The organism is uncultured Endozoicomonas sp. (genome assembly GCF_947495845.1).
Lineage (GTDB): Bacteria > Pseudomonadota > Gammaproteobacteria > Pseudomonadales > Endozoicomonadaceae > Endozoicomonas.
Window position 1 is genome coordinate 1 of record NZ_CANMAO010000039.1, and the last position, 15,044, is coordinate 15,044.

The window sequence follows — 15,044 nt, forward strand, 5'->3', positions numbered from 1 at the left end:
GTTGGTCCTGTTGGTCCTGTTGGTCCTGTTGGTCCTGTTGGTCCTGTTGGTCCTGTTGGTCCTGTTGGTCCTGTTGGCCCTGTTGATCCTGCAGGTACTGGTGGTAGCCCCTCATAAGGCACATTTAAGAAAGCAGTGTACTTAGGATCTAGATACTCAACTACATTATCTCTAAGCTCGAGATGATCCCTGAAAATAAAAGGATACCGATATTTTTGTTTTGGTGACGGAGTATAAGTATTAACATCCGGCCCAGTCGTAGTAATTGTTTTACTAGGATCAGCTACATACTTGCCGGGCGTACCTGGAACTAATTGTAACGATACCGTAGTTTTATCTGGACCTGCTGGAGTTTGTACAACAACGTCCTTTGTAATTTCTGGCTTGTAGTTTGGATTGGGTACATCCACGTCTTTGTAAGTAGCCGGTTTGTACGGTGTCACAACCTCTACTACATCTTTGTATACCGCTGGTTCAGCCTGCTGCACAATTTTCTCTACATCTTTATAAACTGCTGGCTCAGCCTGCTGCACTACTTTCTCTACATCTTTATAAACCGCTGGCTCAGCCTGTTGCACTACTTTCTCTACATCTTTATAAACCGCTGGCTCAGCCTGCTGTACTACCTTCTCTACATCTTTATAAACTGCTGGTTCAGCCTTCTGCACTACTCTCTCTACATCTCTATAGACCGCATCCTTAGCATCCTGAATCTTAACACTCCTAATTTCTTTTTCTGTTTCTTTATGAGAACCTGTTTCTTTTAGTGTTAATTTTTTGAACTCATCAAATGACATGAGATTGTTATCAGACTCCAGCTTTGTCTTGATCTTGGCTAAGTCTCTATCCGTCATTTTATCGTTAAGCAAGCCACTAGCTCTTAATGATTCAATAGTCGTAGTGAGCTTTTCACCCGTATCTTTATCAACAACATTTTTTTTATTTCCAGCAGGAGCCGATTTTTTCTTACTGGCTTGGAGCTGCTGCTTATTGAACGCGATCAATGCACTCTTCTGATTTTTTGCTCCAGTTGCAGACTGACCGTTAACTTTTCTTGTTGATAGATTTCCTGATACTGAAACAGATGTTTTGTTAACTATTTTCTTACTTTTATCTGTGGATTGCACAGTCGTTGTTTTCACACCTCCAACCTGAAAACTACCCAGGGCATTTAAAAGCTCCTTAGGATCACGGGCGAATATTGTTTTATCTGGCACGTCTTTAAGTGCATTAACACCATCTAGCCCCCCAGCCGCTTCAAATAGTCTAGCCGCCTGGTAAATCTGGTCACTAACATAAAGCACCCGCTGTTCTTCCGGCAGAGTTTTAAGGTATTCTTCCTTATCTTTTTCATATACCTGCCTTCCAGTTGGAGCATTCTTTGGAGCATTCTGTGGGTTTTTAGTAACATTCGATGACCTGAATATAGCTTGTAGTTTTTTAACATCTGTCTTCTGTGCCGAAGTCAAGTTTTTTTTCAAATCGGTAAAAGCGTTTGTTAATGCATTTATTTGGCCAGCTCTTAATGCAGTCTCTTGATCATTTACTCTGATAGCCGCATTCTGACCTGTTTTATTACTTGTCGAATAAGACCCACCGCCAAGAGCGGGGTTTTTTGAATCACTTTCTATATCGGGAGCGTCAAATGCATAATCTTTAACTTCAACTTCTTTCTCAAACTCTTGGTCTTCATATTTTGCAGGCTTTGCGGCTTCAACTAACTCTTGTACTGTTTCCTTTTTTTCAACTACTTCAGCTTTCACTAATTCTTTCACGATTTCCTTTTTCTCAGGTACTGCAGCTTTCACCAGCTCCTTCTCTACTATCTTTTTCTCAGGCACAGCATCTTTAACCAGCTCTTGCACTGTTTCCTTTTTCTCAGGTACTGCATCTTTAACCAGTTCTTGTACTATTTCCGTTTTCTCAGGCGTTTCAGCTTTAACTAGCTCTTTCCTTGTTGTTGTGACTTCCGCTTGTTCGGGTTGATCCTCGACTTTTTGCTTGATTGTTTTCGAGCCTGATTCAGCTTGCACGACTATGGTTTTAGTTGTAGTTGTCGCGGGTGTGCCTGGAGTGGTCTGTTTAACGGCTTGTACTGTCGGCTTTTTCCCCGGTACAAATTTAACAGCATAAGGGTCTCGCTTAGAAGATGTTGCCCCTGCTGCCAATGCCGCAACCCCTTTCTTGCCTTTATCGCCTGTTTTTCCTACTGGTCCTGTGTAAAGACCAAAACTAGTAGAATCTTTAACATTTGTTCTACTCACACCAACAACAGATTTTGCATTAATTTCCAATGAACCTGTGCCCACTCCGGCAGACCTCGCAAGGCCATTTCCGCCACTACCAACGTTAAATTCAGCCTCCTGATTGACGATGGTGTCTGCATTTAATTTCACCTTACCGGAAAAGCTAGTAGCGATACCTTGCTGCAAATTATTTTCATCGCTATCCATTTTAAAACCAAGCTTGAAACCTGACGTAGTACCACCGGCAACTTCGAAGTTGGCAGACGTTGTCAGATCACTCGTTTGATCAACATCCTTAGCTTCCAGCATGTTGATATTATTTTTTGCATCTAGGTTTATAAATCCTGCATCAGCTGCCTGGCCATTCGCACTTATCGCAGTGCCTTCAAGATTTATATTATTGCCAGAATTGATATTTATGTTGCCACCAGTCGAATTCAGTATTGCTACATTGTTTTTGACTGAGTTACCGCTCGATTTATCTAAATCATTGGATCCACCCACAGAAGTATAATCCGCAGACCCCTGGATGCTTGTTGTTGTATTTGTTGATAAAGATGAGCTATTCGAAAAATCTTTGGCTGATTCAAAGGTGACGTCTCCCCCAGAGTCAATGTTAATATCTTCACCCGCACCTATCCCCGTACCAACAAACCTTGCAGAGCCCTTCGTGTTAATATTTATACTGCCGCCCGCTCCCATAAAGCCAGCTGTAGCTGTAGAGCTGAAGGAGTCGCTTTCAGATGTTGCAACAGAAGTTTCGTTGGACACTTCGACATCAACAATGGTCGAGCCAACGCCAGCACCCGCTGTTGTCGTTGTATCTACATCCAGAGAATCAGAAGACTCAGTCTGAATACTCCTGGCTTCAGCAAAATTTAGTGAGCCGGCATTTATATTAATATCACCGCCGCTATTCATCTCGGTGCCTAACAGGTTTGCATCGTCTGCTATATTAAAATTGATATCGCCTCCTGCTTGATACGATGCGGTCTTAGCGGTCATGGATAGCTTGCTTGAGCTTACCGAATTACTCTTAACCTGCAATTTTAACCCAATTGAAGCACCACCAGAGGCGCCACCCATAGCACCGCCTGTACCTCCAGTCATCTCTGCACCACCGTAAGCTTCGGCAGAAACACCAGCCCGCACTTCATTATTATCTCTATTAAATGTGCTGGACTCAGTGTCGTAAAGCGCTAACTCTGTGTAAGACTTACCCGTTACATTGACATTTCCACCTGCCTCAAGCTCTGTTCCTTGGACGAAGATAGCATTACCTGCCTTACGATCAACATTTCCACCAGCTGTAATTTTTGATGCGACATCTGTCGTTCTAGCGTAAGTCGATTGCTGATTTGTATTTTTCACTCTGGCACCAATGCTGGCACTGGTGCCAGCATCAGCGCTCGCAGAAAATCCACCACCTGCGGCACTTACTCCAGCTTCTGCCTGCGCACTGCCATTACCTTCCACTGATAGATAGAGACCAACCGCCATTTTTGATGAGGAATTTGTTTCACTGTAGGTATCTTCAGCAGCCATCTCATAGAGATCACCACCGGCATCCAGGCTTGCATCATTTGACGCTATAATATTTGCAGCCTGTAAGGTGATGTCATTGTTCGAAGAAATATTAACGTTAGTAGCAGCTATCTGACTTCCTCTATGAGTCACTTTTGTTTTTGTGTTGGTTTGATTCGTAATTGTTAGTACATCAATTGTAACATCAGATTTTGCATCGGCGCTCACAGAAGCACCGCCAAATACTGAGCTAACATCTTGATTGCCAGAAGCCTCTACATTGGCATTAGCATCGTTTTTATTCTCGATCATCGCACCGAGCGTTATAGTTTCCACCGTTGACCTGGAAATATCTTCATTCCTACCGGCAAGAATATTAACTTCATCCGCTTCAATATTAAGATCACCACCGGCACCCAAATTAGAACCAACGGTAGTAAGACCGGTGTCAGCTTTTAAATTGAGATCTCCTCCAAAATTCAGATTACTGGATTTACTTCTAGCGGCATATTTGTATTGATTCTCCTTAGTATTCTGCATAAGGGCAATACCGATAGAGCCGGTTTGAGAGGCACTTGCCCCTGCAGACGCCTTCCCTTCGTTTCCAGTTCCATTTAGATTTCTTTCACCCTCTGCCCCCGAATAGGTACTGGCTCCACCCGTTGAAGATGGGCCCAAAAATTTACCAACGGTGGTTATTTCTGATGTTGAATCTACTTCGTTGTAATTAATGCCATCAAGAACGTAGATATTATTCGCCGCATCTAAATTCCCATCTCCACCAGTGGTAATGTCTGAACCACGAATAACAATATCATTCTTGGCACTAACATTAAGGTTTCCACCAAAATTCAAATTAGAGCCAACGCTGGTACCTTGTTTAGAGTTGGTCGTGGTTTTTGACGTGCCCCATATTCCTCCCCCTACACCAAAGCCAGATGTCTCTTGATAGACATTAGATTCAACTTTATCAACGACATCAACAACGAGAAGATTATTAGCTGCATCTAATTTCCCATCTCCACCGGCGGTAATATCTGAGCCACGAATAATAATATCACTCCCGGCACTAACATTAAGGTTTCCACCAAAATTCAAGTTAGAGCCAACACTGGTACTTTTTTTCGTGTTGATCGCGGTTTTTGACGTACCAAATACTCCTGAAAATATACTAAATATTTTTGGCAATCCATCAGAGTTGGATTTGTCTGTGTAGAAATTTGATTCAACTTTATCAACGACATCAACAACGAGGAAATCATTAGCTGCATCGAAATCAGCATTATTACCAACATTAACGTCGGTTCCTGCAAGAATGATGTCATTACCTGAGGACATGGATAAATCATTACCCACTTCAAGCCCTGATTTCACATTCCTGGTAACTGTCATGTTATTGAGGCCGGTACCCGTTTTTGTCACTAACTCTACGGTACTAAAGGTAATATCTCCGCCTGAGGTAAGGTCGGCATCATTTGTCGCCTTTATCTTTGCACCCACAACGGTTATATCATCTTTCGCATTTAGTGATACATTGTTTCCTGATACAACAGCTTCGGCGCCTGTTGACTGATTCAGTACTCCATCTTCTGTATAGGTTTCTATAACAATATCGCCACTGGTGCTTTCCAGAGATACATTTTCCGCTGTAATCACACCACTTGTATTAATAATGTCATTTTTAGCAGTAATGCTCAGATTCTCTTTGGCTTTTATTGTTCCACCTGTATTTTTAAGACTATCAAGATCCGCAGCAATATTGTTGGCGGAAATCGTAGCACCGGAATCAATAAGATTTCTTGTGTTGTCCGATAGATACACCTTAGGAGCCAGAACTTTCTCTCCATTAACTTCGATAGAAACTACCCATACAATATCTTCGGTTAAGTTTACCAGCTGATCAGGCGCTGGCTCTTTACCATATTGCAATCCAAGTTGAACTGCTTCTTTAGCACCGTTCTCTATTAATTGACGAAATTGAGCACGTCTATTGACACCTGCATAAAGTAGATTAGAACCAGTCAGATCAATAAGCTGCTGTTCGATCAGGAAGGATTCATAATTGGCGTCCCCTAATCTTCTAAGCTTTGCTTGTGGGCTATATCCATACCTATCTTCAAAATATTTTGTTGAGACACTCGTAGTTCCAGTTGTATACAAAGAATTGGTCTCAACCACATAATTAGATGATGTATTTGAAGAAAAAACAAAATAACCATTTGGATTAGAGGGCAGTGAGGCACTGAGATTTGGCAAACTTAATGAGGCTATTTGATTACCAACATTTAGGTTTCGCCCAGACACGCTAACATTAGCAACCCCTGCTTTTGATATACCCGCAACATTTTGTGAACTACGGGCTGATGCTGACGCTGAATATAGAGCACCTTTATTATCCAACGTAAATCCAGACGCTACTAATGTGTCTGTAAATAATCCAGATGGAGCGCTTGAGTAAACAGTTCCGCTGACCAATGATCGAGTAGTGACGGGGGCAATCGAAACAATAGGATTGCTACAGCCTGTGCCACCCAGGAGGCAGCTATACCTATATACCGTGATGGTTTGATCGGTATAAGTCCTCTCCTCTAAATCGCCGGATATATTATTAAAAACTGCACCGGATCTACCACTGGAAATGGAGAGTGTATTTTCCGCTGAAATAATAGCGGAATCATTATTGACTTCATCAAAGTTTGTTATGGTTACATTTTTTGCAGAGATTGTAGGGTAAAAATTAATGGGGGCTGGTGTGATATAACTATCAGTTTCCACAACAATAGATGTTATCGTCTCCGTGATGTTGAAATACTCTCGAGCACCAATGATTTGCCCTGCTCCTGTACTGGATACAGTATTAGTAGCTGTTATTACTGATGCCGTTTGTGTAGGACCATACGTTACCGGGTTTAGGTTTTGAATATTTCTCGCATTTATTGAGATATCACCTAGAGCATTAATTTTGCTTCTGTTTATCAGTCGGTCAGTTGTTATTGAAACATTTCCATCTGAATGAATATTACCTGCAGCTGCAGTCAGCCCATCAGAGTCGTTTTCAAGTAGCCCAGTGAAATTCAAATCTGTGTTCGCTGATGAGAAAATAAGACCCTGATTATATAAATCAGCACCACTTAAACTAAGATTATTTAGCGCAGATATAGCTGAGGTATCAGTATTTCTTATATTATTTGCACTAAGAGTTAGATTATATTTTGAATGTATTGAACCATTATTTTCAAGATTACCACTTACATCGACAGTAACTTCTCCAGCTCCGGAGTTAGCCCCAACAATTTTTGATATACTGGTAATTAAATTTAATCTTGATAGATATAAACTCATATCTGATTCTGAAGTAATTAAACCATCGCCTTCTATCTCCAGAGAAGATACATTAATATCAACCAAATTAGCTGAAAGATTTGAATAACTACGCATGTTTACTCTACCACTATTAGCAGACCCATCATCAATCCGAATTTCATTATCAGCCTGAATTATCCCTGAGTTATCCAGCGTGTTGGTAATGGTGATCTCGATATCATTGTCCGATTGTATAGTTCCAGAGTTACTTATAGAATCTGTCGCCGTTATATCCGCATTGGTTCCTGAATTAATTGTTCCAGAGTTCTCAATGCGATTATTTGATAACGTCATACTGCCCTGGGATGATAGCTCACCCCCTGAATCCACAGTCAACCTGTTTGAATTAATTGATATATTTTGGCTTGACCTCAGTATATTCAATGTCAACTGATCGGTCAGATCAATGGTGATATTATCTAATGCTTCAATTTTGCCTTTAATCTCTGCATTATCACCAGATAACGAAATTGTGGATGATGAAAATATGTCTGATGTATTTTTAAGATCCCGAAAATTGAGTGAAATAGAACCCTGAGATTGGATAGTCCCTGCATTGGTAATATCATTTGAAGCAGTTATTGACGAATCACCTTCAGAAAATATAGTTCCAGAATTCTCGATATTTGTTTGAGAAAGTGTCAACTGCCCTTCGGATTCCAGCTCTCCACCTTGTATGATTTTTAAACTTTTCGAATTCACTGATATATTTTGAGCGGATTTTATGATATTTAGAGTCAATGTATCTATGAGATCAATATTTATAGATCCAGTCGCTTTAACCTCTCCATTTAGAACTGCATTCTCACCTGTTAATTCAATATCAGACAACGAGGTAATTTCTGCTTCGTTATTAAGAGCATTAACCTCTAAAGTCATAACATCATTAGACTGGATATCATTTCTGTTATCAAAAGACTCTGCCGTTATATTAATCACGCCACCTTCGGCACTAATAATCCCTTCATTATCAAAATCATTATCAGCTTCAATACTGATATCACCACGAACACTTTTTACAAAACTATCATCATCTTTTGTTCCTAATGATCTCGATAGATTCACATTACTGGATGCACTTTTTACTGATATATCACCATCAGCTTCTACATTGAAATCAGTTAAGTTTACGTCTCCAGAATTGGAAACTACGATTACGGAGTCAGCAACCACTTTTATATCATAGGCATCAATATCATTATTACTTTCTATATTGATTTCACCATCAGTCGCCTTCAATATAGAATTCGATGTAGATATATTATCACGACTAGTTATTTTTATTGAACCAGTTTTAGCAGTTCTTTGAACCTTAGTAGTGTTTTCATCAGTCAGGCTATTCGATTCAATTTCAATATCTTTACCAGCATAAATAGTAGAGTCATTTAACGTCAAATCACTGTTTCCAGCATTTATGATGACACTTCCTTCTGCTGAAACACCTGCATTATTGCCGGAAATAATGACCTGATTAGCATTTCCACCTGCATCGATACGAACATCTTTAGCACTTTTTATTTTTGAGTTCAATTCAACCCTACCATCCGCTGTGATAACGAAGTCATCTGCGCTGGCCGCAGCATTTCCAAGAACTCTTACACCAACACCATCTTCTGTTGCTTTAAAAGTAATGACACCTGCATTCATGCCTCCAAACACAGTTGAATCTATTCCATATGCAGGTGTATTTCCATTTCCATTCTGCTCTACAATATCATCGGTTTCGTAATTCCATTTATTGGTTCCAGAAATCAGCTGAAGTTCGCCATTGGGTTCACGCTCTCCATCCCCATCACTATCATTTTTGTCCATAACAATATTGCCATCGACAACAATCCCTCTTGCGACAATATTGAATTTCTGCTGGTTGGTGAGGTCTGCGCCATTTCTTCCAAAATGGATATTTCCACCATTAACTTCAAAACCATAGAGTTTACCAGAGCCATCTATTATGGGGTTACCTGTGGTTAAACTGACTTTGTTGGTGTTTATAAACCCACAACCATTACAAGTAATTCCATTAGGGTTAGCTATGATGACATCTGCATTTCTCCCTACAACCTCGGTATAGCCTCTTAACTCACTTTTATTCGTAGTGATTACTTCATTTAAAATGATATCTGCTTGTCTATTTGAATATTGATTTCCGGGAATGGAACCGGCCAATTTTGAAGGGTGTGTGTTACCTGAAGCGGTTGTGTTATTTAACACAACGCCAGTTGGCGTGACATTATAATCAAGAAATTTATTATGTGATAAGCCATGAGAGTTCGCTGTAGATATCTCAACAACTGTCGTACCATTACTACTTTGGTAAACATTTGTTGTTGAATCTGCAGAAACAACATCATTACTATATACAAGCCCAGCTTGCTGAGAAATCATAAATGTACATAGCAGTATATACGAGGTTCCCTTTCTAACCGCCCGGGACAACATGATATTTACTCCTTAAATATCAAGATTTAATCGCCACCAAAATTGACCACTTTCCTCCGGCAGAATACTTGGTTGATTTAACGGAAAATCATAGGAGAAAGTGGCTGCCAGTTTTCTCCATAAGACTGTTAAACCTAAAGATCCACCAGAAAGCCATCCATCCAAGCTATTATTTAAATCGTATCTATTCTCAACCCAACCAATATCATATCCGGCATTTATTCTTGTGTTTATATCTTGCCATTTAATTTCAAATGGATTATTCAAAATCAATTCATTTCTAATGTAGCTTCCGTTATCTCCTGATAATGAGTTTTCAACATAGCCACGAACGCTATACCTAGATCCAATCGAAATCCTCTGAGAAGATGGAAGATTATCAAAAGCGTATTGTCCGTTAATGCTACTACTTAATGTCAAACCTTGGAGCATAAAGTCAAGACTTTGTATGTAAGATATTGTTCCTTCAATTTTACTAAACAAGTTGACCGGGAAATTAAAGGGCAGATTATGGATGGCTTCTTCTGCACCAAATAGTGACAGACCTCTGGAAAAATCCAGTGAAAAAGAAATTGGGTTGTTAAACAACCTACTATTAAACGCGGTGCCGACAGTCGCCGTTGTGGTATCTTTACTATTCACAGCCAAGTATGAGCCGTTTAAGTAATTCTTCCCTCTATTAAAGTTTAGCCTAAGGTATGTGTTTATTATTGTATCCGCATTACGGTACATCACTCTATCCACCGTAACACCCGCATTTATGCTCTCACCAGAGCTCACAAGTACTGTGCCCGATGGCGTCAAAAGATCACTCTCATATTTTGATTTTGAGAATGTAAATGTATGTGTAAAAAATCCAAAGGGAACCACTAGTGCCAATGAATCACTGATTGACTCTCCAGGGTTATTAACATGGATTTCTGAAATAGATTCACGATGGGTATATGTTAAAATATCATTGATTCCTATAAAGTTATCTGCAGTAATAGTGGTTGCGCCTTGCACTTTTCCCGTCGATCGTGAACCATGATTATCAATTGAAAAATTAAGATGTATTGGATAACTTTTTTTGTTTTTTACCACGACAACACTATCACCAGGATTTTCACCCGATTCTATTTCCATTGTTGCTCTGTTAGATCTTTGTTTATTGGCTTGATGAACACCTTGTTCTATTTTTGTAAGTTCTAATGTTTTTCCCTTCATAAATGGAAACAAAGACGGCAAATAGATGCTTTTCTTTCCTCCATCCTCAAGAATGATATCTGATACTATGCCATCCTGAACTCGTAGCTTTAGGGTTCCAGCGGTCAAGTTTTGGGCTTCCAAATAAACTCTGGTTGTCGAAAACCCTTCACTAATAAACCAGTTAACAACCAAGGACATTATGGATTCTATGTCAATCGCTGTCAGGCATTTATTGAGGTATTCAGCCTTGATATCTTCTTTAAAGCTTAGTGGTATTCTATCATCACCTTCATACTCTATTGCGGTGATATTTATACAATTTCCATCACCACTATCCTTTTTCATTTCTTTTTCATCAACCTTAAACTCAAGCTTATTAAACCCACCTTTATTTCCGATACCTCTTTCTATATCTTCTTTTACCTGATCCTCAAGTTGCCGTTGTGTTTCATTGATATTTTTTTCAACAACCCTGAAATCCTCAGCATCTGTTGCGAATGCAGAAGAAAAATATAAAAGCCCTAACAATAAAACCTCTTTCTTAAGAAGAGCCGCTATCATCCTTGACAATCCCTTACTTTAAATATTGATATCTGACATTTAACCTAATAACCAGATAACCATTTAATAGCCAGGAAGATAACTGAGCTTAAAACCCAGAATACAGCATCGTTCCGTTCTAAAACTGCATCATTGAATCTATTTTCTTGGTAAATCCATATCTGCAAAATTGAGAAAAATTCCCTATCACTTATTTAATACTAGTTTTTTTATATTCTTCGTCCACAATTTACATATAATACTTTAAGTATCAGATAGATATGAATTCACTGTGTATTTTTTACAGCTTAATTAATTTTTTGATAGACATTAAACTGTCAACCTCCTATTCATTAATTGCTGACTTCTTATTTTAGTACTATCATTCTCGATTTCGTTATTCCTAGACTCGAATATTGGCTTAAATTAGCCTCTGTCATTTGCTTGGATCAACAACCTTCTCAGTATAGCCGCCCCTTATACCTATAGAGAATAAAAAACTATTTTATATGCAATATACCCTACAGATTTCCTACACCATTACAGGTAAGGCTCAGAACCGCATTAATGCGTTGATGGCTAAGTACAGTCCGAAGCATACAGCCGTTATCTGGATCGCTTCTCTATCCTGCCTTTGCGTTCCGCTTTTGGTTTTCAAAAACAATCTCAGTTCTATCATGCTTTCCGGCTTGTTTGGGTCTGCATTTATTACCTTCTGGATTTTGAACCTCGGGCTCCGTTACGCAGTACACAAACGCTTCAGCCTTCACTACCAACCGGAACTTGAACTTGAAACCCGTATTCTGCAGCTGGAGGATACTGGAATCCGTATCGATTCATCGCTGCTCAAACCAGCGTTTCGACCTTATCGACAGATCAAAGCCATTGTCGTTGAGGATAATATCATCATAATTTCTGGCAAAAATGGCTGGATTGAGATGATTCCAAGAGACTGTATTATCGAAGGAAATTCCGGTTTTCTTCTGGAGCAGATTAGTCAAAAGTCAGGAAAAAGTACTAAAAACCCAAATTGACAGCCATTGCTCATCTACACTTGCTGCCTGACTTCCTGAGCCAGAGGGCAATATGTATAGATCAATCGCTACCATTTTAGTGTGTTTGTTGCTCATTAACTGCTCTTTCACTCAAACCAGAAGAGCTATACCCAAAGAATTTCAAGTTGCTACGCGGCGGCAAGTGAGTGAATCCCCGTGAGCCTACAAATAGTAGGTGACCGGGGTGAGTGAACACAGCCAACAAAGTAGCAACTTGAAAGGCGACGGGTATACAAGCCTCTCAGGCTCCGGGGATCACTGGCACGCGCTTGAGCCAGAAAAGGAAAGAATATCTCTGGCACAGTTTGCGCTCAGAGACCAACCTGCTAATACCTTATTAAGAGTCACTAACGCCCAATTTCAAGCAATTTATGGGACTTATTATCAGGTTATCCTACAGACTCGAACTGATGGCTTTTGGCTGGCAGAGCTGTATCGACGTCCAAGCGGGGAGTTAACATTACTTGAGCTGCGGCCAGACGATAGTTTCTACCAGCCACAAGACAACCCTTGATTCTGCTCATCAAGATAAGCTTGCAGTGGCGCAAAATATTCCAGCATTGCTGATGCATCAAATACTTCCTTTCCGGTGAAGTCAGCATAGATCTCCTGCCATGGTCGGCTGGCTCCCATTTCCAGCATATTATTAAAGTGTCTCCCCGCTTCTTTTGACTTGTAAATAGAACACCGATGAAGTGCTACGCGGCTACCCGCCTTTTCACAGAGTGTACGATGAAATTCAAACTGCATGATATGCGCAAGGAAATAGCGGACGTAGGGGGTGTTTTTAGGTACGTGGTATTTTGCGCCCGGGTCAAAGTCACCCTCATTTCGATGCACAGGTGCTCTCACTCCCTGATATTCCTCTCGCAGACTCCACCACGCCTGATTGTAATTATCTGAAGTAATCTCCCCGGAAAATACTTTCCAGCGCCACTGATCTACCAGCAGCCCAAAGGGAAGAAAAGCGACTTTATCCAGCGCCATCTTCATCAGAAAACCAATATCCTCACTCTCAGCGGGAAGCGCTTCCAACAAGCCAATCTCATGCAAATAGCCTGGAGTCACTGACAACGTAATGGTGTCGCCAATCGCTTCATGAAAACCATCGTTAGCGCCCTGTTGATAGAGAAATGGCTGCTCCCGATAGGCTCTATGATAAAAGTTATGGCCCAGTTCATGATGAATTACATGAAAGCCCTTGCCCGTTTTCTGGATACACATTTTGATTCGAATATCGTCCTGCCCATCCAAGCTCCAGGCAGATGCATGGCAATGTACATCACGGTCACGGGGTTTAGTGAAGAGAGAGCGTTCATAAAAAGTGTCTGGTAGTGGTGAAAATCCTATTGATGTAAAAAAATTTTCTGCCGCCCGCACCATTTTCAGTTCGTCATAACCTTCTTTTTTCAATAGCTCGGTCAGGTCAAAACGATGACTCGATTCCGGCGCGACGATCGGATAAACATTTATCCATGATTGTGCCCACATATTTCCCAATAAATGTGCAGGAATCGGTTTATCCAACGCCACCTTATCATCGCCATACCATTTTGAAAGCTTCGCCCTTACATGACAATGCAAAGATTGGTAGAACGGCTTTACCTGCAACCAGAGTTGTTCAAGCTCACGGGTAAATTCTTCTGGAGGCATATCGTATTTAGAACGCCACATGGCACCTGTGTCATTATACCCAAGCTCTCTGGCTCCTTGGTTCGCCAGTAATACTTCCTGTTCATAAAGTGGCTTCATTGGTTTTGCAATATCGTGCCAGCCAGTCCACAGATCAAGTAACTCTTCGTAGTCCTGACTAGAAGACATGATTCGGTTGATCTCCGTCAAGCTCAGGCAACTGTCGTTATCTCGGCAATACTTCCCCTGCCCATAAAGGTCGCCCAGAGCCGTAGTCACTTTCGATAGCTGTTGATTTTTATCTTCATCAATTGGGGTTGGCAGCGTCAGGGAGAGCTTTAACTTGTCCAGCTTTCGCAACGTATCCTGACTCAATGGGATGTTATTAAACTGAGAAGCTTCATGAGCAAGGCGAACAACAGCGGCACGCCTTTGCCCCTCTGCTTCTGCTACCAGTGCAGATGTATCGTATGTAATGAAATTTCCATGCACCCATCTCGTGCGTGCAACAAAATGATTTAGTTTGCTCAGGTAGTCTTCTGTCTTATATAAAAAACTCTGCGCATCCTGTTCAACACTTGTAACACTTTCCGTTACCTGGTTGACTTCAGAACCCATTGGATGGCCTTTTGCCCATGCAATCATCGAAATGAATGCCACAGCACCACAACACCTTTTTATAACCATCATAAGAACTTTTGAGGCCCACCGTATAAGTTGAGACATAAGAATAGTCAAAACACTGAGGCTTACAGTCCTATTTCAATTTTCAATCAATGGTGCACTCTCTAGGAGCCTGTCGGACTTACCACTGACCTACTGCGAAAAAGCCGGATTTGGCCATTTTTTATGCTCCTTTTCGTTGAATAGCTCACTATTCGCCTCAAATGAGCATAAAAACTGACTCAAACCGGACTTTTTCTCGCTACGGTCGGCTAAGTCCGACAGGCTCCTAGCTAGCAAAAAACCAAATGATAATTATTTTCATTTAAAGCTTGCACAAACACCACCCTCACACTAGAATGATAACCATTCTCATTAAACGAATGAGATCGGA

General features: G+C 40.7%; 5 protein-coding genes. 2 read left to right on the forward strand and 3 right to left on the reverse strand.

What is annotated here, in order from left to right:
* Nucleotides 1-9,518: hemagglutinin repeat-containing protein (locus tag Q1B11_RS18305; RefSeq protein ID WP_299735090.1), on the reverse strand; the 9,518-nt coding region annotated here is incomplete at its 3' end.
* Between the two features lie 66 nt (nucleotides 9,519-9,584).
* Nucleotides 9,585-11,321 (reverse strand): ShlB/FhaC/HecB family hemolysin secretion/activation protein, encoded by a 1,737-nt coding sequence (locus Q1B11_RS18310; RefSeq protein WP_299735093.1) that lies wholly within the window; start codon nucleotides 11,319-11,321, stop codon nucleotides 9,585-9,587.
* A 488-nt stretch (nucleotides 11,322-11,809) separates the two neighbouring features.
* Between Q1B11_RS18310 and Q1B11_RS18315 the strand changes: the two genes are divergently transcribed.
* On the forward strand, nucleotides 11,810-12,334 hold the full coding sequence (locus Q1B11_RS18315) for a hypothetical protein (protein WP_299735094.1): 525 nt from the start codon (nucleotides 11,810-11,812) through the stop codon (nucleotides 12,332-12,334).
* Nucleotides 12,335-12,539: 205 nt separating this feature from the next.
* Nucleotides 12,540-12,869 carry a hypothetical protein gene (locus tag Q1B11_RS18320; RefSeq protein WP_299735096.1) on the forward strand — a complete coding sequence of 110 codons (330 nt, stop codon included), beginning with the start codon at nucleotides 12,540-12,542 and terminating at the stop codon, nucleotides 12,867-12,869.
* Here the strand turns inward: Q1B11_RS18320 and Q1B11_RS18325 are convergent.
* Nucleotides 12,845-14,647, reverse strand: a complete 1,803-nt coding sequence (locus Q1B11_RS18325; protein WP_299735098.1) for a M2 family metallopeptidase — start codon at nucleotides 14,645-14,647, stop codon at nucleotides 12,845-12,847. The two genes, Q1B11_RS18320 and Q1B11_RS18325, sit on opposite strands and share 25 nt — an antisense overlap.
* Nucleotides 14,648-15,044 lie beyond the last annotated feature (397 nt).

Bases quoted from the DNA above. Each gene is read 5' to 3' on its own strand.
- Q1B11_RS18310 (WP_299735093.1), bottom strand. From the start codon at position 11,321: ATGATAGCGGCTCTTCTTAAGAAAGAGGTTTTATTGTTAGGGCTTTTA.
- Q1B11_RS18315 (WP_299735094.1), top strand. From the start codon at position 11,810: ATGCAATATACCCTACAGATTTCCTACACCATTACAGGTAAGGCTCAG.